The sequence below is a fragment of the Geodermatophilus sp. SMS 5-13 genome (assembly GCF_059428245.1).
The window spans coordinates 5,803,952-5,826,717 of record NZ_CP165729.1 but is presented as its reverse complement, the minus strand read 5'-3'; the positions used below and the strand labels follow the sequence as shown (position 1 = coordinate 5,826,717).

At 74.0% G+C, this 22,766-nt stretch carries 26 protein-coding genes; 10 read left to right on the top strand and 16 right to left on the bottom strand.

The window, feature by feature from the left end:
- The first annotated feature begins 25 nt into the window (after positions 1 to 25).
- The gene (locus AB3388_RS28235) at positions 26 to 1,039 is read left to right on the top strand and encodes an ATP-dependent DNA ligase (protein WP_495408662.1); all 1,014 of its coding nucleotides are present in this window, start codon (positions 26 to 28) and stop codon (positions 1,037 to 1,039) included.
- A gap of 49 nt (positions 1,040 to 1,088) precedes the next feature.
- Here the strand turns inward: AB3388_RS28235 and AB3388_RS28230 are convergent, their stop codons facing one another.
- The 7 genes from AB3388_RS28230 to AB3388_RS28200 form a co-directional block, all read right to left on the bottom strand.
- Positions 1,089 to 1,997 (bottom strand): ABC transporter permease, encoded by a 909-nt coding sequence (locus AB3388_RS28230; RefSeq protein WP_495408661.1) that lies wholly within the window; start codon positions 1,995 to 1,997, stop codon positions 1,089 to 1,091.
- On the bottom strand, positions 1,987 to 2,709 hold the full coding sequence (locus AB3388_RS28225) for an ABC transporter ATP-binding protein (protein WP_495411486.1): 723 nt from the start codon (positions 2,707 to 2,709) through the stop codon (positions 1,987 to 1,989). The genes AB3388_RS28230 and AB3388_RS28225 overlap by 11 nt, the downstream gene beginning before the upstream one ends.
- Before the next feature lie 82 nt (positions 2,710 to 2,791).
- Positions 2,792 to 3,865: an ABC transporter substrate-binding protein gene (locus AB3388_RS28220; protein WP_495408660.1), complete on the bottom strand. Its 1,074-nt coding sequence runs from the start codon at positions 3,863 to 3,865 to the stop codon at positions 2,792 to 2,794.
- Positions 3,866 to 4,180: 315 nt separating this feature from the next.
- On the bottom strand, positions 4,181 to 4,693 hold the full coding sequence (locus tag AB3388_RS28215; RefSeq protein ID WP_495408659.1) for a MarR family winged helix-turn-helix transcriptional regulator: 513 nt from the start codon (positions 4,691 to 4,693) through the stop codon (positions 4,181 to 4,183).
- Positions 4,690 to 5,532, bottom strand: a complete 843-nt coding sequence (locus AB3388_RS28210) for an SDR family oxidoreductase (RefSeq protein ID WP_495408658.1) — start codon at positions 5,530 to 5,532, stop codon at positions 4,690 to 4,692. Before AB3388_RS28210 ends, AB3388_RS28215 begins: the two co-directional genes overlap by 4 nt.
- 51 nt (positions 5,533 to 5,583) lie before the next feature.
- Entirely contained in the window at positions 5,584 to 6,603 is a 1,020-nt protein-coding gene (locus tag AB3388_RS28205; protein ID WP_495408657.1) for an anti-sigma factor RsbA family regulatory protein, read from the bottom strand.
- Between the two features lie 112 nt (positions 6,604 to 6,715).
- Complete coding sequence (locus AB3388_RS28200) at positions 6,716 to 7,363, bottom strand: DUF5701 family protein (protein ID WP_495408656.1); 648 nt, start codon at positions 7,361 to 7,363, stop codon at positions 6,716 to 6,718.
- Between the two features lie 180 nt (positions 7,364 to 7,543).
- On the opposite strand from AB3388_RS28200, the gene AB3388_RS28195 reads away from it, so the two are divergent.
- Both AB3388_RS28195 and uraH read left to right on the top strand, forming a co-directional pair.
- Complete coding sequence (locus AB3388_RS28195) at positions 7,544 to 7,810, top strand: hypothetical protein (RefSeq protein ID WP_495408655.1); 267 nt, start codon at positions 7,544 to 7,546, stop codon at positions 7,808 to 7,810.
- The gene (gene uraH / locus AB3388_RS28190) at positions 7,807 to 8,124 is read left to right on the top strand and encodes a hydroxyisourate hydrolase (protein WP_495408654.1); all 318 of its coding nucleotides are present in this window, start codon (positions 7,807 to 7,809) and stop codon (positions 8,122 to 8,124) included. The genes AB3388_RS28195 and uraH overlap by 4 nt, the downstream gene beginning before the upstream one ends.
- A gap of 11 nt (positions 8,125 to 8,135) precedes the next feature.
- Here uraH and AB3388_RS28185 read toward each other — a convergent pair whose 3' ends face one another.
- Entirely contained in the window at positions 8,136 to 8,600 is a 465-nt protein-coding gene (locus AB3388_RS28185) for a hypothetical protein (RefSeq protein ID WP_495408653.1), read from the bottom strand.
- Between the two features lie 65 nt (positions 8,601 to 8,665).
- On the opposite strand from AB3388_RS28185, the gene AB3388_RS28180 reads away from it, so the two are divergent.
- On the top strand, positions 8,666 to 9,148 hold the full coding sequence (locus AB3388_RS28180) for a phosphoribosyltransferase (RefSeq protein WP_495408652.1): 483 nt from the start codon (positions 8,666 to 8,668) through the stop codon (positions 9,146 to 9,148).
- A 23-nt stretch (positions 9,149 to 9,171) separates the two neighbouring features.
- On the opposite strand, the gene AB3388_RS28175 is transcribed toward AB3388_RS28180, so the two are convergent.
- The 3 genes from AB3388_RS28175 to msrA form a co-directional block, all read right to left on the bottom strand.
- The gene (locus AB3388_RS28175) at positions 9,172 to 10,755 is read right to left on the bottom strand and encodes a methyl-accepting chemotaxis protein (RefSeq protein ID WP_495408651.1); all 1,584 of its coding nucleotides are present in this window, start codon (positions 10,753 to 10,755) and stop codon (positions 9,172 to 9,174) included.
- A 98-nt stretch (positions 10,756 to 10,853) separates the two neighbouring features.
- A complete protein-coding gene (locus tag AB3388_RS28170; RefSeq protein ID WP_495408650.1) occupies positions 10,854 to 11,999 on the bottom strand; it encodes a class I SAM-dependent methyltransferase in 1,146 nt (381 codons plus the stop codon).
- 15 nt (positions 12,000 to 12,014) lie between these two features.
- On the bottom strand, positions 12,015 to 12,668 hold the full coding sequence (gene msrA / locus AB3388_RS28165; protein WP_495408649.1) for a peptide-methionine (S)-S-oxide reductase MsrA: 654 nt from the start codon (positions 12,666 to 12,668) through the stop codon (positions 12,015 to 12,017).
- A gap of 98 nt (positions 12,669 to 12,766) precedes the next feature.
- Between msrA and AB3388_RS28160 the strand changes: the two genes are divergently transcribed.
- Positions 12,767 to 13,783: an NADP-dependent oxidoreductase gene (locus tag AB3388_RS28160; RefSeq protein ID WP_495408648.1), complete on the top strand. Its 1,017-nt coding sequence runs from the start codon at positions 12,767 to 12,769 to the stop codon at positions 13,781 to 13,783.
- A gap of 182 nt (positions 13,784 to 13,965) precedes the next feature.
- Positions 13,966 to 15,243: a class I SAM-dependent methyltransferase gene (locus AB3388_RS28155; RefSeq protein ID WP_495408647.1), complete on the top strand. Its 1,278-nt coding sequence runs from the start codon at positions 13,966 to 13,968 to the stop codon at positions 15,241 to 15,243.
- Between the two features lie 36 nt (positions 15,244 to 15,279).
- Here AB3388_RS28155 and AB3388_RS28150 read toward each other — a convergent pair whose 3' ends face one another.
- Both AB3388_RS28150 and AB3388_RS28145 read right to left on the bottom strand, forming a co-directional pair.
- Complete coding sequence (locus AB3388_RS28150; RefSeq protein ID WP_495408646.1) at positions 15,280 to 16,299, bottom strand: 1-aminocyclopropane-1-carboxylate deaminase; 1,020 nt, start codon at positions 16,297 to 16,299, stop codon at positions 15,280 to 15,282.
- Positions 16,286 to 16,948 carry a GntR family transcriptional regulator gene (locus AB3388_RS28145; protein ID WP_495408645.1) on the bottom strand — a complete coding sequence of 221 codons (663 nt, stop codon included), beginning with the start codon at positions 16,946 to 16,948 and terminating at the stop codon, positions 16,286 to 16,288. The genes AB3388_RS28150 and AB3388_RS28145 overlap by 14 nt, the downstream gene beginning before the upstream one ends.
- A 112-nt stretch (positions 16,949 to 17,060) precedes the next feature.
- Between AB3388_RS28145 and AB3388_RS28140 the strand changes: the two genes are divergently transcribed.
- A complete protein-coding gene (locus AB3388_RS28140; RefSeq protein ID WP_495408644.1) occupies positions 17,061 to 17,498 on the top strand; it encodes a rhodanese-like domain-containing protein in 438 nt (145 codons plus the stop codon).
- A 6-nt stretch (positions 17,499 to 17,504) separates the two neighbouring features.
- Here the strand turns inward: AB3388_RS28140 and AB3388_RS28135 are convergent, their stop codons facing one another.
- On the bottom strand, positions 17,505 to 17,846 hold the full coding sequence (locus AB3388_RS28135) for a winged helix-turn-helix transcriptional regulator (protein WP_495408643.1): 342 nt from the start codon (positions 17,844 to 17,846) through the stop codon (positions 17,505 to 17,507).
- Between the two features lie 98 nt (positions 17,847 to 17,944).
- Here AB3388_RS28135 and AB3388_RS28130 point away from each other — a divergent pair, with 98 nt between their 5' ends.
- Positions 17,945 to 18,601, top strand: coding sequence for an FMN-dependent NADH-azoreductase (locus AB3388_RS28130; protein WP_495408642.1), 657 nt, complete (start codon positions 17,945 to 17,947; stop codon positions 18,599 to 18,601).
- A 20-nt stretch (positions 18,602 to 18,621) separates the two neighbouring features.
- Here the strand turns inward: AB3388_RS28130 and AB3388_RS28125 are convergent, their stop codons facing one another.
- Positions 18,622 to 19,170 (bottom strand): GNAT family N-acetyltransferase, encoded by a 549-nt coding sequence (locus tag AB3388_RS28125; protein WP_495408641.1) that lies wholly within the window; start codon positions 19,168 to 19,170, stop codon positions 18,622 to 18,624.
- A gap of 83 nt (positions 19,171 to 19,253) precedes the next feature.
- On the opposite strand from AB3388_RS28125, the gene AB3388_RS28120 reads away from it, so the two are divergent.
- Together AB3388_RS28120 and AB3388_RS28115 are read left to right on the top strand one after the other, a co-directional pair.
- Positions 19,254 to 21,683: a molybdopterin oxidoreductase family protein gene (locus tag AB3388_RS28120; protein ID WP_495408640.1), complete on the top strand. Its 2,430-nt coding sequence runs from the start codon at positions 19,254 to 19,256 to the stop codon at positions 21,681 to 21,683.
- Positions 21,680 to 22,162: a hypothetical protein gene (locus AB3388_RS28115; RefSeq protein WP_495408639.1), complete on the top strand. Its 483-nt coding sequence runs from the start codon at positions 21,680 to 21,682 to the stop codon at positions 22,160 to 22,162. The genes AB3388_RS28120 and AB3388_RS28115 overlap by 4 nt, the downstream gene beginning before the upstream one ends.
- On the opposite strand, the gene AB3388_RS28110 is transcribed toward AB3388_RS28115, so the two are convergent.
- Positions 22,155 to 22,673 (bottom strand): VOC family protein, encoded by a 519-nt coding sequence (locus AB3388_RS28110; RefSeq protein WP_495408638.1) that lies wholly within the window; start codon positions 22,671 to 22,673, stop codon positions 22,155 to 22,157. The two genes, AB3388_RS28115 and AB3388_RS28110, sit on opposite strands and share 8 nt — an antisense overlap.
- Positions 22,674 to 22,766 lie beyond the last annotated feature (93 nt).

The window sequence follows — 22,766 nt, the reverse complement described above, 5'->3', positions numbered from 1 at the left end:
GTAACAGTCCGTGCACGCTGTCCGGGTGCCGTCGTTCGTCCCGGGATTGCCGGACCTGCCGCCGGACCTCGCCGGGCCGGTCGCGGTGGAGCTGTCCAAGCCGGTGCGCGCGATCCCGTCGGCGAACGCGCTCCCGGGCGGCTGCCGGTACGAGCCCAAGTGGGACGGCTACCGGCTGGTGATCGTCCGCGGCGCCGCCTCGACCCGGCTGTGGTCCAAACAGGGCCGCGACCTCACCGACCGCTTCCCCGACATCGCCGCGGCGGCGCTGGCCCAGGTGCCGGCCGGCAGCGTGGTGGACGGCGAGGTCGTCGTGTGGAACGGCTCGCGACTGGACTTCGGCCTGCTGCAGCAGCGCATGGCGACCGCGCCCGGCCGGATGGCCGCCCTCGCGGCCGCGGCGCCGGCGTCCTACGTCGCCTTCGACCTGCTCGCCGCAGGCGGCACGGACCTGCGCCGGCGCACCTTCCGCGCCCGCCGCGAGGAGCTCGAGGCGGTGGCCGCCCGCTGGGCTCCCCCGCTGCAGCTCTCCCCGATCACCGCCGACGTCGAGGAGGCGCGGCAGTGGTTCACCGACTTCCGGCCCGCGGGCGTCGAGGGCCTGGTCGTCAAGGGTGCGTCCACCCGGTACGCGCCCGGCCGCCGGGAGTGGCTGAAGGTCAAGTCCTGGGAGACGACGGAGATCATCGCCGGCGGCGTCATCGGGTCGATCGAGCGGCCGAGCCAGCTCGTCGCGGGGCTCGTGCGCGACGGCGATCTGGTCGTGGTGGGACGGACCAGTCCGCTCTCGCCGCGGCAGGCCGCTGAGCTGGCCGCCGTCCTCACCCCCGCGGGGCACGACCACCCGTGGCCGGACCGGATCGGCACCGGCCGCTTCGGCGGCGGCCGGCTGTCGGTGCCGCTGACCAAGGTCACGCCGGACGTCGTCGTCGAGGTCAGCGCGGACGCCGCGCTGCAGGCCGGCGTCTTCCGCCACCCGATGCGCTACGTCCGCGTCCGACCCGACCTGCGCCCCGCCGACCTCCCCGAGCTCCCCTAGGGACTTTTTCGGGCTCAAGTCCGCGGACTTCAGCCCGAAAAGGTCCCGTTCAGCGGGCGGTGGTGAGGCCGCGGCGGTTGAGGACGCCGCGCTCCAGCGGCGCGAACACCAGCAGCTCGATCGCCACGCCGACCACCAGGATCAGCGCGATCGACGTGATCACCAGCGACATCTGCGAGAGCTCGCGGCCGATGTTGAGCAGCTGCCCCAGGCCCTGGCCCAGCGACGGCGAGTAGGTGATCAGCTCGGCGGCCATGAGCGAGCGCCAGGCGAACGCCCAGCCCTGCCGCAGCCCGCCCAGGTAGCCCGGCAGCGCAGCGGGCAGCAGCACGTGCCGCACCCGGCCCCAGGCCGAGAGCCCCAGCACGCGGCCCACCCGGTCGAACAGCGGCGGCACCTGCTTCATCCCGGAGAGCAGGCCGTTGGCGATCGACGGCACCGCCCCGAGCAGGACGACGGTGTAGATCGCGGCGTCGGTCAGCTGGAACCAGATGATCGCCGCGGGCACCCAGGCCACCGAGGGGAGGCTCTGCAGGCCGCTGACGATCGGCCCGATCGCGGCGCGCAGCCAGCGGCTGCTCCACATGGCCAGGCCGAGCAGCGTGCCGATGACCAGCGACAGCGCGAAGCCGACGGCGCCGCGCGAGACGCTGGTCCAGACCGCCTCGGCCGCCCGCCCGTCCTGCACGGTCTCCCAGAACACCTCGGCCACGTCAGCCGGCCCGGGCAGGGCGTACGAGGGCTTGAGCTTCGCGAGGTAGGCCAGCTGCCAGATCCCGACCAGCGCGACCAGGAAGACGATCGGCGGCAGCACCGACCGGACGAACCGGCGGCCCAGCCCGGGGGGCGCGGGCGGCGCGACCGCGGTCTCCAGCTCGTCGAGGCCGGCGACGACGGCACGGTCCCCGGCCACGTTCGCCGAGCCGCCCCGGAGGTCGCGCTGCAGGTCAGTGGCCATGGCGGCTGATCTCCCGGTGCAGCTCGGTGGTGATCTCGGCGGCCAGCGCGCTGACGGCGGGCGACTCGATGGTGCGCGGATGGCTGATGTCGATCTGCCACTCGCGGACGATCCGGCCGGGGCGCGAGCCCATCAGCACGACCCGCTGGCCCAGCCGTACCGCCTCGCGCACGTTGTGCGTCACGAAGACGATCGAGAGGCCGCGCTCCGCCCACACCCGCGCCAGCTCCTGGTGCAGGACGTCACGGGTGATCGCATCGAGCGCGGCGAACGGCTCGTCCATGAGCAGCACCGAGCTGTCCTGGGCCAGCGCCCGAGCCAGCGCCACGCGCTGGCGCATGCCGCCGGAGAGCTCGTGCACCCGCTTGCCGCCCTGGCCGCCGAGGTCGACCACCTCGAGCAGCCGCGCCGCCTCGGTGCGCCGCTCGGCCCGCCGGACCCCGCGGGCCTGCAGCGCGAGCTCCACGTTGCGCGCCGCGGTCAGCCACGGCAGCAGCGCCGGCTCCTGGAACATCAGCGCCGGCCGCTCGACCGAGACCTCGATGCGGCCCGCCGTCGGCTCCAGCAGCCCGGCGACCAGGTTGAGCAGCGTCGACTTCCCGCAGCCGGAGGCGCCGAGCAGGCAGACGAACTCCCCCGGCGCCACGGTGAGGTCCACGCCCTCCAGCACGGCCGGGGCCCCGCGGCTGAAGACCTGCGAGACCCCCTCCACGCGGACCGCCGCCGGGCCGGCTGCCGCGACTGCGGCCCCCGACCCGGCTGCGACCAGATCCGTCGTCCGGACGCTCACGGCGTCATTCCTCCCCCAGCCCGCCGGCCGAGACCGGCTCCAGGTCCTGGTCCTTCAAGATCGCGTTGAGCGGCCGCAGGTCGTAGATGCCGGCGAGGTCGACCTCCTCCTCGGAGGTGCCGGCGGTGACGGCGTTCTTCGCCGACTGCTCCAGCGCGCTGGCGATCGGGTCGTAGGTGACGGTCAGCTCGCCCCAGGCCCGCTCGAGCACGGCGTCGTCCAGCGACTTGCCGCCGGCGGCGTCGAGGCCGGCGTTGACCGCCTGCTTGGCGCCGTCCGGGTCGTTCTGCGCGAACTCGACGGCCTCGACGTGCCCGCGCAGCAGTGCGGCGACGGTGTCCGGGTACTGCTCCAGGAACTCGGTGCGCACGATCAGGTGGGTCGTGACGAACTCGCCGTTCGGCCACAGGTCCTTCTCGTTGACCAGCACGTGGGCGTTGTGCTCGAGGACGAGCAGGGAGGCGTTCGGCTCGGGCACCCATGCCCCGTCGAGGTCACCGGAGTCGAACAGATTGGGGACGTCGCTGTTCGGCGTCGGCGCGATGGTCACGTCGCCGCCGCCGTCGACGCTGTTCTCCAGCCCCTGGCCGGTCAGCCAGGTGCGCAGCGCGACGTCCTGGGTGTTGCCGAGCTGCGGGCTGGCCAGGGTGGTGCCCTTGAGGTCCTCGGGCGAGTCGATGCCGTCCCGGACGACGAGCTGTGCGCCGCCGGACGCCGCGCCGGCGATGATGCGGATCGCGTCGCCGTCGCTCTGCCCGTAGGCGTTGACCGTCGGGCTGGGACCGATGTACGCGGCGTCCAGGCCGCCGGCGAACAGCGCCTCGACCTCGTCGGGGCCGGCGTTGAACACCTGGGTCTTCAGCTCGGTGTCGCCGAGCTCGTCGGCGAAGAAGCCCTGCTGGACGCCGATCAGTGCCGGGGCGTGCGTGACGTTGGCGAAGTAGCCGAGCCGCAGTTCGGAGGGGGCGCCGGAGGCCTCCTCGTCGGCGGAGCTGGAGCCGCCGCAGGCGGCCAGGCCCAGCGCGAGGGGGACGGCGGCCAGCGCCGCGAGCGAGCGGCGGAGGGCGGTGCGGGACATGGGTGGGGCTCCTCTGGAGGGGCAGAGGGCGCTCGGCGCTCGTGGACGGCGAGGTGTCGGGGCACGCGTCGACGACGCACCGCGCGCCAGGGGATGGAGGTGTGGCGTGCGGTCAGGCGCCCGGACAGAGGGTGCTGCTCAGCCGACCGTGGTCGAGGTGGCGGCAGGCCACGAGCAGCAGCAGAGGCACGCGGGCACAGTAACCGACACTTTCTTCACCGGAAAGGTCGGGTTTGTTACGGCAGTGTGACGCCGCTCACGCCCGAGGACCCGAGCCCGGAGAAGTCCCCGTACTTGATCGCGAGAAAGTCCCGCTCAGGGCGCCTGGGGGAGGCGGCCGAGGGAGACCAGCAGCCGGCGGAGCAGGTCGGCCAGCACGTCCCGGTCGCCGTCGGAGAGCCCATCCAGCAGCCGGCGCTCGGTCTCGAGGTGGTCCGGCAGCGCCGCGTCCAGGGCGGCCCGCCCGGCGTCGGTGAGGGTGACGACGACGGCGCGCCCGTCGGCCTCGCTGCGCTCGCGGGTGATCAGCCCCTTCTCCTCCAGCCGGTCCAGCCGCTGGGTGATCGCTCCGGAGGTGACCAGCGCCGTACGCATCAGCGCGGTGGGGGTCAGCTGGTAGGGGGCGCCGGCGCGGCGCAGCGCGGCCAGGACGTCGAAGGCCGGCGCGTCGAGGCCGTGCCGGGCGAAGGTGGCCCGCTGGGCGAGGTGCACCTCGCGCTGCAGCTGGCTGATCCGGCCGATGATGCCCATGGGCGAGCAGTCGAGGTCGGGGCGTTCCCGGGACCACTGCTCGAGGATCAGGTCGACGGCGTCCCTCCCTTCGCTCACCGCGGCTCGGTTCCGAGCGGCACGTCGGCGAGGTGCTCGGCGAAGGTCCGGGGCGGGCGGCCGAGCAGCGCGGTGAGCACCCGCGGGCTCCCGGCGAATCCGTGCGCCCGGTAGTGGTCGAACATCGTCCGCAGGCAGCGCCCCCGGTAGGACGTCGGCATGTCGCCCTGGGGGACGACGTCCTCGGCGCGCACCTCCCGCCCCAGCCGCTCCCCCATGAGCTCGGCCAGCCGCGGCGCGGTCAGCGCCTCCGGACCGGCGGCCTCGAACGTGCCGCCGTCCAGGCCGTCCTCGGTCAGCAGCACCGCGGCGGCCTCGGCGACGTCGCGCAGGTCGACCAGCGACTGCCCCTGCCGCAGCCCCCACTGGCTGCGCAGCACGCCGCTGCTGGCGGCCTCGGCCAGCGCGGCGTCGAAGTTGTCGGCGTACGCGCAGGGCTGCAGGACGCGCCAGGGGACCCCGCCGGCGTCGAGGGCCTCCTCGGCGCGGTCCTTGGCCGCGTGGTGCGGCATCGAGCGCACCTGGGGGCGCAGCACCGAGTGGTAGACCAGCCGGGGCAGTTCCGCGCGGCGCGCCTCGGCGAACAGGGCCGGTGCGCCCTCGGCCTCGTCGGGGTCGAAGTTGGGCCAGATGAGGTACATCGCGTCGGCGCCGGCGAGCAGGTCGCGCCAGGGCTGCGGCTGGGTCAGCTCGCCGCGCACGACCTCGGCACCGAGCTCCTCCAGCTCCGGCCGGGGGACGCGGCGGGAGACGACGGCCCGGACCGCGTGGCCGCGATCGCGCAGCGCCCGGACGATCGCGGTCCCCGTCGGGCCCCCGGCCGCCGTCACCACGATCACAGCGGATACCTCAGCAGTGAGACATCTGGGGCGTCAAGCGAGCGGCGCCCGTCAGTGCAGCGTGGTGGTCAGCCGGACGGTGAATCCGTGCGCGCCCGGCAGCAGGTCGACGTGGTCGAACAGCTTGCGGGCCAGCCACAGGCCCATACCGCCGCGGCCGAGGTCGAAGCCGTGCGCGGGGAGGAAGCCGGCCAGCGGGTTGTCGAACGACGTCCCGCTGTCGGTGATCTCGCAGACCAGCTTCCGGACGTCGGCCCACAGCCGCGCCGACACCGGCCGCGTGCCGTGCCGGAACGCGTTGGCGGCCACCTCGCTGATGCCCAGCCGCAGGTCCTCGAGCTGCTCCTCGTCGCGGACCAGGGCCGGCAGGGCACCGGTGAGACGGTGGCGGAGGTCGGGGAGCGAGGGCGCATCGATGATGGTGACGACCGGCCGGGCGTCCTCCACCGGCTCACGCGGGGTCGGCAGCCCGCGGACGTAGGCGGCGGGGTCGAGGAACGCCCGGTTCGACGACCACGCCGAGCCGGACACCAGGTGCGGGTGGGTGCGCACCGCGCTCTCGACCAGCTCCGAGGGCAGCCGGCGGCTGTCGTAGACGCAGAGGTTCGTGACCGGCAGCTCCGCCATGGCGTGGTTGGCGGCGGCCTCGATGCGCATCTCCTCGCGCACCTGCCGCGGGTCGTCGGTCGCCGGCACCTCGGCCAGCACCCGAAGCCGGCCGGTGCCGTTGCGGGTCGCCCGGTGCGCGTACTGGCGCAGATGGGTGAAGACGTCCGGCGGACGGGTGTCCTGGGGGATCAGCCCGGGGTCCGACTCGAGGTCGCGTGCAGCGGCGCCGAGCTCGCGGCGGATCAGGTCGGCGGTCTCGGGACTGCAGGCCAGGACGGTGAGCTCACCGACGGCCAGCCCCTCCTCCAGGTAGGGCAGCGCCAGCTCGAGCAGCGCGCTCTCGGAGGCGACGACCGCGGCTCCGTGGTGGAAGTAGCCGGTTCCGCTGAGCGCGGCGGCGTCGAGCGCCGGGCCGGTCGCGGGAACGGTCGAGGGACCGGAGTCCTCAGTCGTCCCGTTCACAGGCCCCTCGACGTCTCCTGGGCGGCAGATTCCGACCGCCGGTGTTCCGTGTTGCTCGCCATTGTCGGCGCATCCGCCCCGAACCTTGACACCGGGGCGGGTGGCCTGCACCTCAAATCCGCGGTGGGGGGACCTCCAGCCGCCCCGCGCAGGACGCCGAGCCGAGCCAGGAGTGCGGTGCTCCCTGGTAGCACCAGCCCAGCCGCGGCCGCCGCGCGCTCACCCAGAGCGCCGGCACGCGCTTGTCGCCGGCGCGCGAACCCAGCAGCGAGAAGCAGTTGCGGGTGCGCAGGATCCCGGGCTCGGAGACGAGGACGGACAGCCCCTCGGCGACGGTCAGCGGGGTGCGGCCGGTGGCGGCGATCTTCTCGGCCGCCTGCGTCGGGGGCATTCCCAGGGTGTCGGGGCCGGTGTCGACGTCGAGCAGCAGGTACGGCGTCGCCGGCACGTCGAGCTCCGGCAGCGGGCGGAACCGGTCGAGGTCGTCGTCCTCCATCGTGGTGAACCCGGTGCCGCCCACCATCTGCACGGTCTCCAACACGTCGGCCACGGGCACGGCGGGGACGACGACCACGAACGGGATGCCGGCGCTCTCCGGCAGCGTGGGGAGCAGGTCCCGCAGCGGCTCCAGCCAGGCGCGGAAGCACTCGTCGGACAGCTCCCGCCAGGCGGGCAGCCCCGCGGTGACCAGGGCGTCGACCTGCCGGTCGAACTCCAGGTCGGCCTCGGTGCGGACGGCGGCCGGCTGCAGAGCGGTCATCAGTTCCCTCTCGTCCGGGGGCGGCACCGCGCCGGTGCGGTGCGGCCGAACAGCGACGATCAGCGGCGCGCCCGGCTCCCCGGGCGCCGGCCGGCCAGCTTAACCATCTCAACTGTGGGCACCGCCTGTCACGGCCCTGACCTCGTTCTCTGCGAGTGCTCCGGCTGGCATCCTCTGACCGTGGCCGCTCTCGACGACTTCAACGCCGAGGCGGCCGACCGGGCGGCCGAGGCGCTGCACGCGTGCAACGCCGCACCGCGGTTCGCCGCCGAGCTCGTGGCGGGCCGGCCGTACCGCGACGTCGACACGCTGGTGGCGCGCGCCGAGGACGACGTCCGGGCCGAGCTGCGCCGCCGGCTGGGCAACGACGAGGCGGCCGAGCGCGCGGAGGTCACCGAGCAGCCGGCCCAGATCACCGCGCTGCGGGTGAGGGGGATGGTGACGTGAGCATTTCCACGCACGTGCTGGACTCGGTGACCGGCCGGGCCGCGGCGGGCATGGTGGTGCGGCTCTACGAGGGCGAGGAACTGCTCGCCGAGGGGCTCACCGACGCCGACGGCCGGGTCCGGCTGGCCGACGGGGCGACGGCGGCCGGCCAGCACCGGCTGGTGTTCGCCACCGGGCCGTGGTTCGCGACGCAGAACCGGGAGACGTTCTACCCGGTCGTGAGCATCACCTTCGCCGTCCACGAGCCCGAGGACCACCACCACGTGCCGCTGCTGCTCGCTCCCTTCGGCTACTCCACCTACCGCGGCAGCTGAGCCGGAGCCGATCAGCCCGCCTCGACGCCGATCCCGCCCATCACCGCCACCGCGTGCACCCGCAGGTCGGCGGCGTGCTGGTCGTGGGTCCGGGTCAGGCCGCCGTCCGTGCCGACCCCGCCGAGCCCGCGGAAGTGGCACCACACCCGCCAGTCCGCGGGCACCTTCACGGCCAGCCCGCCCATGACCGCGCGCACCGTGAGGTCGATGCCTGCGGTCTCCGGGATGGCGGTCAGGTCGATCTCGCCGCCGGCCATGCCGAGGTCCAGGTCGATGCGGGACAGCGCCGGGTTGGTCGGCCGCAGCTCCAGGCCGCCGAGGGTGAGCACCCGCCGGATCTGCGGGGCACCCTCGTCGCCCTCGTCCAGGCGGCGGGCCAGCAGCCGGCCGGCGATCGCCAGGACCCCCTGGAACGCCAGCCACCCGGCCAGCCACGGGAGCAACCGCCTCGCCGTCCGCAGGATCCGCTCAGCCATCCCGCCAGAGTGCCGCGCCCCGGCCCGGCTGCCCAGGGGCCGGACGCCCCTGCCACGATTTCCCGGTGACGGAGCCGCGGGAGACGCTGACCTACGAGGCCTTCGGCACCGCGAGCCGCGAGCTGGCGCAGCTGGTCGCCGACGACGGGTTCGAGCCGGACCTGATCCTGTCGATCGCCCGGGGTGGCCTGTTCCTCGGCGGCGCCCTGGGCTACGCGCTGGACGTGAAGAACCTGTTCGTGATGAACGTGGAGTTCTACACCGGCGTCGACGAGCGCCTCGACCTACCGGTGGTGCTGCCGCCGACGCTCGACGCCGTCGACCTCACCGGCGCGAACGTGCTCGTGGCCGACGACGTCGCCGACACCGGCAAGACGCTGGAGCTGGTCCGCGACTTCTGCGCCGGGTACGTCGCCGCCGTCCGGACGGCGGTGATCTACGAGAAGCCGCGGTCGCTGGTGCGGTGCGACTACGTGTGGCGCCGGACCGACCGCTGGATCGACTTCCCCTGGTCGACGCTGCCGCCGGTGGTCTCGCGGCCGCGGTAGTGGCACCGCCCTCCCGGTTCCCCTCAGTACCGGAAGCGGGAGACCGAGGTGTGCAGCGCGGACGCCATCCGCGCCACCTGCTCGATCGCGGTCTGCGCGTCGCCCATGGCCTGCGTCGTCTCGCCGGTGGCCGAGGCGACGGCGGTGATGTTCTCGGCGATCCGGTCGGAGGACTCGGCGGCCTCGGCGACGTTGCGGTTCATCTCCGTGGTGGTCGCGGTCTGCTCCTCGACCGCGGCGGCGATCGTGGTCTGCGAGTCGTTGATCACGCCGATGATCGAGGAGATCTCCCCGATCGCCCGCACCGCGCCGTCGGTGTCGGTCTGGATGGCCTCGACCCGCCTCGAGATGTCCTCGGTCGCCTTGGCGGTCTCCTGGGCCAGCTCCTTGACCTCGTTGGCGACGACCGCGAAGCCCTTGCCCGCCTCGCCGGCCCGCGCCGCCTCGATCGTGGCGTTGAGAGCCAGCAGGTTGGTCTGCTCGGCGATGCTCGTGATGACCTTGACGACGTCGGCGATCTCGAGCGAGGACTCCCCGAGCTTGGCGACCGTGGCGGTGGTGGCGTCGGCCACGGTGACCGCCTGGGCGGCCACCCGGGCGACCTCCGAGGCGTTCTGCGCGATCTCCCGGATCGAGGCGCCCATCTGCTCGGAGCCGGCGGCCACGGTCTGCACGTTGGTCGACACCTGGCCGGCCGCGGTGGCCACGATCCCGCTCTGGCGGGAGGACTCGCCGGCCAGCCGGGCCATGTCCTGGGCGCTGGCGGAGAGCTCCTCGGTCGCCGACGCCAGCGTGGTGGAGCTGTCCCCGATCGCGGCGACGACCGTGCGCATGTTCGCCATCGAGGTCTCCAGCGCCGCGGCCATCCGGCCGACCTCGTCCCGGCTGGTGACGCCCGTGGCGCCGCGCAGGTCGCCGTCCGCCATGGCCGCCACGACCGTCCCGACCCGGCGCAGCGGGCGGACGACGGACCGGGTGATGACCCAGCCCAGGACGGCGAGCAGCGCGACACCGATCCCGGCGACCAGCACCGCCTGCGTGATGGCCGTCGCGCGCTCGCCGGTCGCCTGCTCCACCGCGTCACCGGCATGCGTCTCGATGGCGGCTCCCACGGAGGGCAGGGACTCCTCCAGCGCGGCGAACTGCTGCGCGAACGCGGGATAGGCCGCGCCCGCGGCGACCGGGTCCTGCCCGGCCAGGGTGACCGTCTGCCCGGCGGCGGCGAGGTAGTCCTCGACGGCCGGAGTGACCTTCGCGACCGCGGCGTCGACGTCGTCGCTCAGGTGCGCGTCGGTGATCCGGCCGAGGATGTCGCGGAAGTTCGCCGCGTGCTCGGCCAGGTCGGCGGCGGCGCCCCGGTACTGCTCGCCGGCCCCGCCGCCGAGCAGCGCCTGGAGCACGTCGGCCCGGACGGCGTCGTGCATCATGTCCGCCTCCAGCGCGAGGCCGGTCGCCTCGTTCGCCTGCAGGAGGGTGTCGGCGCGCTCGCCGGTGGCCTGCAGCGCCTGCACGGTGATGACGGCGAAGACGGCGAGCGCGAGCGCGCCCGCGGCCACCAGCGCCGCGAGCTTGACGCCGAGGGGACGGTCGGACCAGAAGCGCGCCACAGTGCTCTCCACGGAGCCCGGCTGAACCGGTGGTCTCTCCACCGTGCCGTGGTGTTCGGCACATCGTTGGAGTCACTCCAGCGGAAAGGTTGAAATTTTCAGAGACTCCGGATCCGGCGTTCCCCCGCGGTGGAGACGGCGACGCTGAACCGCCGGTCCCGGTCCACGACCCGCGTCGGCCCGACCAGCCGGCGCAGCGCCGCCGGGTGCGGCAGTGGCGAGTTGAACACCGTCCACAGCTCCCCGCCCGGGCGCAGCACCCGGCCGGCGGCGGCGAACAACCGGTCGGCCGCGGAGGCCACCACCGCCGTCCCCACGTGGAACGGTGGGTTGCAGACCACCAGGTCCACGCTCGCGTCGGGCACCGTCGCCGCGGCGTCGTCCCGGACGACGCGGACGGGCACGCCGTTGGCGGCCGCCGTCGCCGTCGCCGAGGCGACCGCCGCGGCGGACTGGTCGGTGGCCAGCACGGTCAGCCCCGGGCGGGCCCGGCCCAGCGCGGCGGCGAGCACGCCGGTGCCGCAGCCGAGGTCGAGCGCGGTGCCGGCGTCCGGCGCCATGCGCGGCAGCGACCGCAGCAGCGCGCGGGTGCCGAGGTCGACCTTGGTGCCGGCGAAAGCGGCGCCGTGCGCGCAGACGGTGAGCCCGACGTCGGGGTGCTCCTGCCGGCGCGGGAAGGACGACGGGCCGGGCCGGGGCCCGCGGGCCACGAGCACCCGGGACTTCTGCCGGGCCAGCGTCGCGCTCACCTCGGTGAACGAGTCGCGCAGGACGTCGTTCATCGCGTGCGTCATGTGCTTGACCCGCCCGCCCACCAGCACGGTGACGTCCGGGGCGGCGACCGCGGCCACCACCTCGGCGATCTCGCGGAGCGCGTCGAGGCCCTTCGGGGCCTTGACCAGGACGACGCGAGCGCCCCGGGCCAGATCGGCGTCCAGGCCGGTGGACCGGTGGCCGCCGGTCAGCCCGGTGCGCTCGGCGTTGCGGGCCAGCGCCTGCTCGGCGACCAGCAGGTCCTGCGTCACCCGGACGTCGGAGGCGCCGTGCAGCGCGACCGCGCCGAGGGTCAGCGCGCCGTAGGAGTCGTCGACGACCGCGAGCTCACCGGGGCCGAGCCCGGCCAGCAGCGGGGCCGCCTCGTCGAGCAGCAGCCGGTCGGTGGCGTCGACCGCGACCAGGTCGGGCGCCTCGACGTCCGGCTCCCGCCGCAGCAGCGCGAACAGTTCGACGGCCAAAGTGGCCACTTTGGCCGCCCCCGGTCAGACGCCGGGGAGGCCGACCGGGCAGGAGACGCCGGTGGAGTGCACGGGGCAGTAGCCGTTGGGCACCTTGTACAGGTACTGCTGGTGGTAGTCCTCGGCGTAGAAGAACTCGCGCAGCGGGGCGATCTCGGTGGTGATCTCCCCGTAGCCGGCCTCCTTCAGCCGCTGCTGGAATGCGTCGCGGCTGGCGCGGGCGGCGGCCTCCTGCTCGGGGCCGTCGTAGTAGATCGCCGAGCGGTACTGGGTGCCGATGTCGTTGCCCTGGCGCATGCCCTGGGTGGGGTCGTGCTCCTCCCAGAACTCCTTGAGCAGCCGCTCATAGGAGATCACCGCCGGGTCGAAGACCACCAGCACGACCTCGGCGTGCCCGGTGCGCGCCGAGCAGACCTCCTCGTAGGTGGGGTTCGGCGTGAAGCCGCCCGCGTAGCCGGCGGCGGTGGAGTAGACGCCCGGGGTCTCCCAGAAGACCTTCTCGACGCCCCAGAAGCAGCCGGCGCCGAAGACGGCGGTCTGCAGGCCGTCCGGGAACGGCGGCTGGATGCGGTTGCCGTTGACCGCGTGCACCTCGGGGATGTGCGGGAGGGGCTCGGAGCGGCCGGGGAGCGCGTCCTCGGCGGTGACCGGCTGCGCCTTGAACCGGGAGAAGACCATGCCCCGAGCGTAGGACTCCGCCGCCACCGCCCGCCGGGGACTTTCGGCGCGGAAAGTCCCCGAGGCGGGCCGGCCGCCGCCCGGGCAGGATCGGGCACGTGATCACGACGCGTGAATGGCAGCTGGCCGCCCGGCCGCACGGCGAGCCGACCCCCGACGACTTCCGGCTGGTCGAGCTCGAGCGGCCCGACCCGGCCGACGGTCAGGTCGTCGTCCGGATGCTCGCGATGTCGGTCGACCCCTACATGCGCGGCCGGATGCGCCCCGGCCCCTCCTACGCGCCGGCCTGGGAGGTCGGCGAGACCATGCAGGGCGGCGCCGTGGGCCGGGTGGTCGCGTCCCGGTCGCCCGACGTGCCCGAGGGTGCGCTGGTCCTCACCAACGCGGCCTGGCGGGACGTCGCCGTCCTCGATGCGGCGCACGTCGGCGTCCTCCCGGACCTCGACGTGCCGCCCAGCTACCACCTCGGCGTGCTGGGCATGCCGGGTCTCACCGCCTACGCCGGGCTGTTCTGGGTCGCGGCGTTCCGCGAGGGCGAGGACGTCTTCGTCTCCGGCGCCGCCGGCGCGGTCGGCAGCCTGGTCGGGCAGTTCGCCCGGCTGCGCGGCGCCGCGCGGGTGGTCGGCAGCGCGGGCAGCCCCGAGAAGGTGCGCTGGCTGACCGAGGAGCTGGGCTTCGACGCGGCGTTCGACTACCACGACGGGAAGGTCGCCGACCTGCTCGCCGGTGTCGCCCCCGAGGGCATCGACGTCTTCTTCGACAACGTCGGCGGCGAGCACCTCGAGGCCGCGATCGGCGCGTTCCGGCTGCACGGGCGGGCGGCGATCTGCGGATCGATCTCGACGTACAACGACGTCGCGCCGGCGCCCGGGCCGCGCAACATGTTCCTGCTCGTGGCGAAGCGGGTCACCCTGCGCGGGTTCCTCGTCGGCGACCACGCCGACCTGCGGCCCGAGTTCGCCGAGACGGTGGGGGGCTGGCTGCGGTCCGGCGAGCTCGTCGTCCGGGAGACCGTGCGGGATGGGCTGGAGGACGCCGTCCCGGCCTTCCTGGACCTCCTGCGCGGCGGCAACACCGGGAAGATGATCGTCCGGCTGGATTCCGATCCGCAGTAGTCCGGTTCTCCGGGCCGCTGAGCGGGGCAGATCTCCCGGCGTGGGAGGCGCACCCGAACGGGGGTCTGGGCCAAGGTCACAGGGCCGAGGTTGTTGCCGTGCGCACCTGCACCGCGCACGATCCGCGCAGCAGCCTCGATCGACATCGTCGTCGGTCCGCTCTCGAGAGGATGACCGGGCCCATGACCACCGTCCACGCCGACCGCACCGACCGGCCCGGCTATCCGGTCCCGCGCCCCGACGAGGCGCACTGGCCCGGCCTGGCGACGCCGCCGCGCGCGCCCCTGCGCGCCCGCGTCGCCGAGGCGGTGTTCCGGCACGCGGTGGCGCCGCTGCCCGTCCGCGTCGTCCTGCCCGACGGGGCCGTGCTGGGGTCGGGCGGCAAGAGCGCCCCGGTCATGAAGCTGGTCCGGCCGTCCGCCGTCTTCGCCCGGCTCGGCGCCGACGTCAAGATCGGCTTCGGCGAGGGCTACATGACCGGCGACTGGACCACCGGGGCCGGCACCGACCTGGCCGATCTGCTCAGCGCGTTCGCCACCCGGCTGACCCGGCTGGTGCACCCGGCGCTGCAGCGGCTGCGGCACGTCGTGGAGCGGACCCAGCCCGCGCACGAGGAGAACTCGAAGGAGAACAGCCGGGCGAACATCTCCCGGCACTACGACCTGTCCAACGAGCTGTTCGAGCAGTTCCTCGACGAGACGATGACCTACAGCTCGGCGTGGTTCGAGCCGGGTGACGACCTCGCGGCCGCGCAGCTGCGCAAGATCGACGGGATCCTCGACCTGGCGCGGGTGCGGTCCGGGATGCGGGTCCTGGAGATCGGCTCCGGCTGGGGCGCCCTGGCCATCCGGGCGGCGGCCGACCGCGGCGCGCACGTGACGACGCTGACCCTCTCCTCGGAGCAGCAGAAGCTGGCCCGGGAGCGCGCGGTGGCCGCCGGCGTGGCCGACCGGGTGGACGTCCGGCTGCAGGACTACCGCGACGCCCGCGGGCAGTTCGACGCCGTCGTCTCGGTGGAGATGATCGAGGCCGTCGGCGAGCAGTACTGGCCGACCTACTTCCGCTCGCTGGACACCCTGCTGGCGCCCGGCGGCCGGGTGGGGCTTCAGTCGATCACCATGCCGCACGACCGGCTGCTGGCGACCCGGCGCAGCTACGGCTGGGTCCACAAGTACGTGTTCCCGGGCGGGATCATCCCGTCGCTGCGGGCCATCGAGGACAACCTCGCCGGGCACACGAGGCTCTCGATCGTCGAGCGGCGCGAGCTCGGCCCGCACTACGCCCACACGCTGGCGCTGTGGCGGGAGCGCTTCCTCGCCAACTGGAGCCGGCTCGAGGGCGCCTTCGACGAGACCTTCCGGCGGATGTGGGAGTTCTACCTGGCCTACTGCGAGGCCGGCTTCCGCGTCGGCTACCTCGGCGTCAGCCAGCTCGGCCTGGCCCGCACCCCCGAGTGGTGAGCGGGACTTTCGGCGCCGAAAGTCCCCCTCCGTCACTCAGCTGAACAGGGCGCTGTAGCCGTTGAGGGCGGGCTGCCCGCCGAGGTGGGCGTAGAGCACGGTGGACGACGGCGCGATCTCGCCGCGCCCGACCAGGTCGATGACCGCGGCCATCGACTTCCCCTCGTAGACCGGGTCGGTGACCATGCCCTCGGTGCGGGCCGCGGTCTCCATCGCGCGGATCGTCGTCTCGTCGGGGATGCCGTAGATCCCGGCGTGGAAGCGCTCGTCGAGCTCGACGTCGTCGGCCGTGAGCTCCCGCTGGACGCCGATCGCCTTCGCCGTCCGCTGGGCGATCCGCAGCACCTGCTCGCGGGTCTCGGCCGGCTTGGCGCTGGCGTCGACGCCGAGCACGCGGCGCCGGCGGCCGCCCGCCTCCTCCAGCTGCGCGAACCCGGCGATCATCCCGGCCTGCGTGGAGCCGGTGACCGAGCAGACGACGACGGTGTCGAAGAAGACGCCCAGCTCGGCCTCCTGGGCGGCCACCTCGTGCGCCCAGTTCGCGAAGCCGTGGCCGCCCAGCGGGTGGTCGCTGGCGCCCGCCGGGATCGCGTAGGGCTTGCCGCCGCGGGCCTCGATCTCGGCGAGGGCGGCCTCCCAGCTCTCCTTGAAGCCGATGCCGAAGCCGGCCTTGACCAGCCGCACGTCGGCGCCGGCGAGCCGGCTGATCAGGATGTTGCCGACCTTGTCGTACACGGCGTCGGGCCAGTCGACCCAGCTCTCCTGCACGAGCACGCACCTCATGCCCACGCGCGCGGCGACGGCGGCGACCTGCCGGGTGTGGTTGCTCTGCACCCCGCCGATCGAGACGAGCGTGTCGCAGCCCTGGGCGAGGGCGTCGGCGACGAGGTACTCCAGCTTGCGGGTCTTGTTGCCGCCGAAGGCGATGCCGGAGTTCACGTCCTCGCGCTTGGCCCAGACGGCGGCGCCGCCGAGGTGCCCGGTCAGCCGGTCGAGCCGGTGCACCGGGGAGGGGCCGAACAGCAGGGGGTACCGGGGGAAGTCAGCGAGGCTCATCGGGGTCGTCCTCCAGTTCGGACAGCAGCGCCGTCCAGATCTCGGTGGTGGTTTCGACGGCGGCGTCGACGTGGTGGTGCGCGCAGGCGGTGATCAGGCGGTCGTGCAGGTCGATCGAGGGGTGCGCGTCGGTGGCGCCGAACCGGAGCCGCTCGAGGCGGCGGATCGTCGGGGTGAAGCGCTCGACGGTCGCGGTGACCGCGGCGTTCCCGCACCGGGCCAGGAGGACGCCGTGCAGGTCGTCGTCGGCGGCGACCGCGGCGTCGACGTCCCCCGCCGCCACCGCCGCGGCGAACCGGTCGTTGGCCGCGCGCATCGCGGCGACGTCGTCGCCGGTCACCCGGCCGGCCGCCTCGCGCGCCGCCAGCTCGTGCATCGCCCGCACGACGACGGTGGCGTCGCGGACCTGCCGCACGACCAGCGGGGTGACCCGGGTGTGGCTCTGCGGCTTGGCCTCGACCAGCCCCTCGTCGGCGAGCCGGGCCAGCGCCGCGCGCACCGGCGCCACGGACAGCCCCAGCCGCGCGGCGAGCTCGGCGTCCTTGATCACTGCGCCCGGCGCCAGGTCGCCCGCCACGATCGCCGCACGGATGCGCTCGAGCGCCTGGTCGCGCAGCAGCACGCGGCCGACGGGCTCGAGGGTGGTCACAACTGACATCTCAGATGTCAACGACGCTGACGTCAAGCCCCGGCCGAGGTGTTGCGGTGGTTGGCAGGGGACGGCCTCGTGCGGACGGCGGACCCACCCGCACAGTGACGGCATGTTCGACACCTGGGCCTCCCCCGCCGACGCCGCCGCCCACTTCGCGCACCGGCTGGCGGTCGAGACCGACGTCAGCGACGTCGCAGCGGCCCTCGACGCGGGCGGGTTCGTGCTGCTCGACAGCCGCAGCGCCGAGGCGTGGGCGCAGGGGCATGTGCCCGGCGCGGTGCACCTGCCCGGCCGCGAGATCCCGGCACGGGCGGCCGCCGAACTCGACCCCGCCGTCCCGGTGGTCACCTACTGCTGGGGTCCGGGCTGCAACGGGGCCACCCGCGCCGCGCTCGCGCTGGCCCGGCTGGGCTACCGGGTGCGGGAGATGATCGGCGGGTTCGAGTACTGGGCCCGCGAGGGCCTGCCGGTGGAGACGGCCGAGGGTGTCCGCCGTCCGGACGCCGACCCGCTCACCGCGCCGGTACCGGTCAGCTGCGGCTGCTGAGCGCCGTCAGCAACCGGGCTCGGGCAGGTTCTCGCTCGCCCAGACCGCCAGCTGGTCGAGGACGGGGCGCAGCCGGGCGCCGGCCTCGGTGAGCTCGTAGCTGACCGCGACCGGAGGACCGTGCTCGACCGCCCGGTGCACCAGGCCGGCGGCGGCGAGCTCGGCGAGCCGATCGGAGAGCACCGAGTCACTGATGCCGCCGACCGCGCGGCGCAGGCCGCTGAAGCTGGCCGGTCCACCGGCCAGGACGCCGACGATCACCCCGTTCCAGCGCTTGCCGAGGAACCCGAACGCGCGGCTGAGCGCGGCGTCGCACGCCTGGGGCGTGTGGGTCACCTCACCGGTCACGCCAGGGATGGTAAGCGCAGGCCCGTTCATGACGTGCTAGCTTTTTCATAGTGCTAGTTTTTTACTAGTACCTATGTCGAAGAGAGCGCGAGGTCGTCATGTCACTGTTCCGCCTGGACGCCAGCATCCGGGTCGAGGGATCGGCCAGCCGCGAGATCGCGGACATCGTCGAGGCCGAGTGGCGCGGGGGAAATCCGGCGGCCCCGGTCACCCGCCGGCACATCGGGACCGAGCCGGTCCCGGCCACCGCCTGGGGGGACTCCGTCTCGGGCGGTTACCTGCCCGACGACCAGCGCACCCCGCAGCAGGCGGCCGCGGTGGCCCTGGCGGCGACCCTGGCCGATGAGCTGGCCGACGCCGAGGCACTGCTGTTCGCCGTCCCCTTGTACAACTTCGGCGTCTCGCAGCACTTCAAGACCTACGTCGACCTGGTCCTCACCGATCCGCGCTTCGCGCCCGGCGGGCAGCCGCCGACCACCGGGAAGCCCGCCGTACTGGTCACCGTCCGCGGGGGCAACTACTCCGCCGGCACCCCGCGCGAGGGCTGGGACCACGCGACCTCCTGGATGCGCCGCATCCTCGCTGACGTGTGGCAGCTGGACCTTCGTGTCGTCGAGCGTGAGTTCACGCTGGTCGGCGTCAACCCCGCGCTCGACTCGTTCACCGAGCTCGCCGCAGAGCTGAAGGCGACCGCGGAGAGCGAGGCCGCCGAGCACGGTCGCCTGCTCAGCGCCACCCCCGCCGCCGCGGCCTGAGCCCGCCGACGGCCCCGCCCTCACCCGAACCGGGGGGCGGGGTCGTCGGAGAGGCGGGACCACAGCAGTTCGTCGTGCTTGACGCCGTCCCCGTAGCGGTAGGCGCGGCGCAGCCGGCCCTCGCAGGTGAACCCGGCCTTCGCGGCCACCCGGCCCGACGCCGCGTTCTCCACCGCGTGGCACAGCTCGATCCGGTCGACCGGCAGCGCGCCGAACGCCCAGCGGCAGGCGGCGTCGACCACCAGCGGCGCCACGCCCCGGCCACGGGCCGCCGGCGCCGTCCAGTAGCCGATCTCCGCGTCGGCCTGGTGGACGTCGATCGAGTGCAGCGACACCGAGCCGAGCAGCTCCCCGGTGCCCGCGGCGACGACGGCCCAGGACGCGTGGTCGCCACCGCTCCAGTCCATCCGGCCGCGGATCATCCGGACGACGTCCTCCCGGGAGGCCGAGCCCGAGCCGTTCCACAACCGGATGTCCGGGTCCCGCAGCGCTGCCCAGGTGGCCTCGGCGTCGTCCTCCCGCCAGGGGCGCAGCAGCACCGGCCCGACCGGCAGTTCGAAGGGCTCCATGCCCGGCATCCTCGCGTGGCAGCGCGCCGTCCGTGGCGAGACACTGCTTGCCCTGGGGCAACAGTTGCTCGGAGGAGGGCGCGATGGGCCGCCTGGACCGGATCGCCGAGCCCTGGGGCAGCCGCACCCCGTACGGGCCGGGGGAGGCGTGGCCGGTCCGGGTGGACAGCTACCTGACAGAGGACGACGTCGACCGGTGGGTGCCGTCGGCGACGATCCTGCACTCCAACGGCGACGGCCTGGAGATCGCCGTCAAGGACGGCCGGATCGTCGGCGTGCGGGGCCGGGCCGACGACCGGGTCAACCACGGCCGGCTCGGCCCCAAGGACCTCTTCGGCTGGCAGGCGAACAACTCCCCCGACCGGCTGACCCGGCCGCTGGTCCGCCGGGACGGCGAGCTGGTGGAGACCGACTGGGACACGGCGATGGAGACCGTCGTCGCCCGCACGAAGGCGCTGCTCGACGAGCACGGCCCCAGCTCGATCGGCTTCTACACCAGCGGCCAGCTGTTCCTCGAGGAGTACTACACGCTGGCGCTGCTCGCGCACGGCGGCCTCGGCACCAACCACCTCGACGGCAATACCCGGCTGTGCACCGCGACGGCGGCCGAGGCGCTCAAGGAGTCCTTCGCCAACGACGGCCAGCCCGGCTCCTACACCGACATCGACACCGCCGACGTCCTCTGCCTGTACGGGCACAACGTCGCCGAGACGCAGACCGTGCTGTGGACCCGCATGCTCGACCGGCTGGCCGGGCCGAACCCGCCGGCGCTCGTCTGCGTCGACCCGCGGCTCACCCCGGTCGCCCGGGAGGCCACCGTCCACCTGGCGCCGTTGCCGGGCACCAACGTGGCCCTGATGAACGGCCTGCTGCACGAGATCATCGGCAACGGCTGGATCGACGGGGCGTACGTGGAGGCGCACGTCGTCGGCTTCGACGAGCTCGAGCGGCGGGTGGCCGAGTACCCGCCGGAGAAGGTGGCGGCGATCTGCGACGTGCCGGTCGGCCGGCTCCGGGAGGCCGCGCGGCTGATCGGCACCGCCGAGCGGCTGTTCTCGACCGTGCTGCAGGGCTTCTACCAGTCGCACCAGGCCACGGCCGCCGCCGTCCAGGTCAACAACGTGCACCTCGTCCGCGGCATGCTCGGCCGGCCCGGCTGCGGCCTCCTGCAGATGAACGGGCAGCCCACGGCCGAGAACACCCGGGAGTGCGGGGCGGACGGCGACATGGCCGGCTTCCGCAACTGGTCCAACGACACGCAGGTCGACGAGCTGGCCCGCCTGTGGAACGTCGACCGGATGCAGATCCCGCACTACGCGCCGCCGACCCACGCCATGCAGATGTTCCGGTACGCCGAGGAGGGCTCGATCCGGATGCTGTGGGTCACCGCGACCAACCCTGCGGTGTCACTGCCCGAGCTGGGCCGGATCCGGTCGATCCTCGGCCAGGAGCGGCTGTTCGTCGTCGTCCAGGACATCTTCCTCACCGAGACCGCGCAGCTCGCCGACGTCGTCCTACCGGCGGCGACCTGGGGCGAGAAGACCGGCACCTTCACCAACGTGGACCGGACCGTCCACCTGTCGGACAAGGCGGTGGACCCGCCGGGCGAGGCGCGGGCCGACCTCGACATCCTGCTCGACTTCGCCCGGCGGATGGACTTCCGGGACAAGGACGGCGGCCCCCTCGTGCCGTGGTCGGACGCCGAGGGGGCGTTCGAGGGCTGGAAGGAGTGCAGCCGCGGCCGGCCCTGCGACTACAGCGGGCTGTCCTACGCCCGGCTGCGCGAGCGGGGCGGCATCCAGTGGCCGTGCACCGACGAACGGCCCGACGGCACCGAGCGGCTGTACGAGGACGGCCGGTTCCTCGCCGCGCCCGACTACTGCGAGAGCTACGGCCGCGACCTGCTCACCGGCGCGCCGCTGGAGGAGACCGAGTACCGGGCGCTCAACCCCGACGGCAAGGCGGTCCTCAAGGCCGCCGCGTGGCTCGAGCCGCACGAGGTGCCCGGCGCCGACTTCCCGTTCTGGCTGATCACCGGACGGACGCTGTACCAGTTCCACACCCGCACCAAGACCGGCCGGGCGCCGCAGCTGCAGGCGGCCGCCCCCGAGGTGTGGGTCGAGCTGTCGGTCGCCGACGCCGCGCGGCTCGGCGCCGGCGAGGGCGATGTGCTGGAGGTGAGCACGCCGCGCGGGAAGGTGCGGGCCCGGCTGCGGGTCAGCGGCATCCGCGACGGCGTCGTCTTCCTGCCGTTCCATTACGGCTACTGGGACGAGCCGGGCGATCCCTCCGGGGAGCGGGCGGCCAACGAGCTGACGGTCACCGACTGGGACCCGGTCTCCAAGCAGCCGCTGTTCAAGACGGCGGCTGCGGCGGTGCGCCTGGTGGCACCGGCCGGGCAGCGGCCGTCGGCGGCGCCCACGACGACCGCCTCGGCTCCGGCCGCGGGCTCGCCGCCACCGACGCGCGGCGGACCGGCCGCGGAGGCGGAGGAGGAGGTGGGCGCCCGGTGAAGATCCACCTCGCGCTCGAGGAGCTGCACCACTCCGAGAACGACCTCGCCGGCCAGCTGCTGGCGCTGTCGGACCGGCACAAGGCCGACCACGAGATCTTCCACGTGGCCCGGGACCTCGCCGTCTGGTCGCAGGAGCACGTCCGCCGGATCTCCGCGATCGGCCGCCGGTTCGGCCTGCACCTGGACCCCGAGCCGGCGGGTGACCCGACGCTGCTGCAGAAGATCCGCCAGGAGGTCGGCGACCGGCTCGGCCGCCGGTCGGCGCCCGCGCTGCTGCTGCTCCGCGACCTGCGCAGCGTCTACATCGACGCCTCGGGCGTCTCGGTGGACTGGGAGCTGATCGCCCAGGCCGCCCAGGGCGCCAAGGACCGCGAGCTGTTCGAGCTCGCGTCGACCTGCCACCCGGACACCCTGCGCCAGGCCCGGTGGGCCAACGCCCAGCTCAAGGAGGCCGCGCCGCAGATCCTGGCTAGCTGACGACCGGGATCGAGACGCCGACGCCGCCGCGGGTCTGCGCGCCGTAGCGCTCGATCTCGCGCTCGAGGTCCAGCGGCCGGATCGCCATGGCCTGGGCCCGGACGTCGTCGGTGATCCGGTCGGCCGGCAGCAGCCAGGAGACCTCGAACTCGAGGCCGTCGGGGTCCTGGGCGTAGAGCGCCTTGGTGGTCGAGTGGTCCGAGGCGCCGACCAGCGCGCCCGCCTGGAGCAGTGCGTCGCGGACCCTGGCCAGCTCGGCGAGGGTGTCGACCTCCCATGCCAGGTGGTACAGCCCGACGGTCCGCCGGCCGGCCTCGCTGGCGGCGGCGCCGGTGCCGATGGCGAACAGCCCGAGGTCGTGGTCGTTGGTCGAGCCCTCGGCCTGCAGGAACACCGCGCGGCCGGGGATCTCCGCCCTGACCCGGAAGCCGAGCACGTCCCGGTAGAAGGCGAGGCTCTGCGCGACGTCCCGGACGTACAGGACGGCGTGGTTCAGGCGCTGGACGGGCATGGCGACCCCCTTCGTCGATCGTTCGGCACCAGTCTGCGCCTCGTTGCTTGAGTCTTCAAGCATTCGCCGCGACTGCGGGGGTAGAGGTGCGGG